At 66.3% G+C, this 840-nt stretch carries 1 protein-coding gene and 1 pseudogene; one reads left to right on the top strand and one right to left on the bottom strand.

All coding sequences use genetic code 11. From position 1 onward, the window contains the following. Window positions 1-598: CobD/CbiB family cobalamin biosynthesis protein (locus EN969_RS33385; protein ID WP_164758766.1), on the bottom strand; the 598-nt coding region annotated here is incomplete at its 3' end. On the opposite strand from EN969_RS33385, the pseudogene EN969_RS33380 reads away from it, so the two are divergent. Continuing rightward, window positions 597-840, top strand: a pseudogene (locus tag EN969_RS33380) (threonine-phosphate decarboxylase); the annotation flags it as partial. The gene EN969_RS33385 and the pseudogene EN969_RS33380 sit on opposite strands and share 2 nt — an antisense overlap.

The raw sequence follows: 840 nt of genomic DNA, 5'->3' as shown, positions 1-840 counted from the left end.
CCGCCCAGCCGAACGCCTCGTGGCGCGGGGTGCGGTGGCCGATCATCGAATCGGCGGTGTTGGCGGCCTTGTAGGCGGCGCCGCCGGCCAGGCCGCCGACGCCGGTCCAGAAGGCAGGGGCGACGATGCCGTCGGAAAAATTCTCGGCCAGGCTCTCGATCGCCGCGCGGCAGACACCGGCCCGGTCGAGCGTTTCAGGGTCGCGACCGACGATCCGCGAAACGGCAAGGCGGGCCAAGGCGATGCCGCCGGTGTCGAGGGCGTCAGCCACCGCCTCGACATGCTCATAGAGGCTCTTCTGCGACAGAAGCGACGTTGCCAGAAGGGCCGTGATGACGAGGCCCATGGGAACGAACCAGAACAGGATCTGCACGCCCAGGCCAATTATCGCCGGCACCAGCACGATGACCAGCAGCGCCTGGACACCGCGCTTGCGACGCAGCGCGTCGGGATCAGTGGCGCGGTTGAGCCTGCGGTCGAGAAAGGATATCAGCCTGCCGAACCACGTCACCGGATGGCCGATGGCGCGAAACAGCCAGTCGGGGTAACCGAGGGCGAATTCGACGACCAATGACAGGAAAGCGATCAGGACTGACATGAAGCTTCTTAATGGGGCGGTTGTGGACCATGGTGGAAGTCTTGGCCGCGCGAGGGTGCTTTTCCCCAACGCCCTGCTGCCTTTCGTCGACCTCTCGACCGGTATCAATCCGCACTCCTACCCGCTTTTCGACCTGCCCGCCACCTCGCTGTCGCGGTTGCCGGAAGCCGCGCGCACACGCGACCTGACAGAGATCGCGGCCAGTACTTACGGCGCGCCGTCGCCAGCCAACGTCGTGGCGG

The organism is Mesorhizobium sp. M7A.F.Ca.CA.003.01.2.1, from assembly GCF_003998945.1.
In the GTDB taxonomy this organism is placed as follows: Bacteria; Pseudomonadota; Alphaproteobacteria; order Rhizobiales; family Rhizobiaceae; genus Mesorhizobium; species Mesorhizobium ciceri.
Note: the sequence above shows the minus strand (reverse complement) of the source record. Positions and strands in the feature narration are given on the sequence as shown.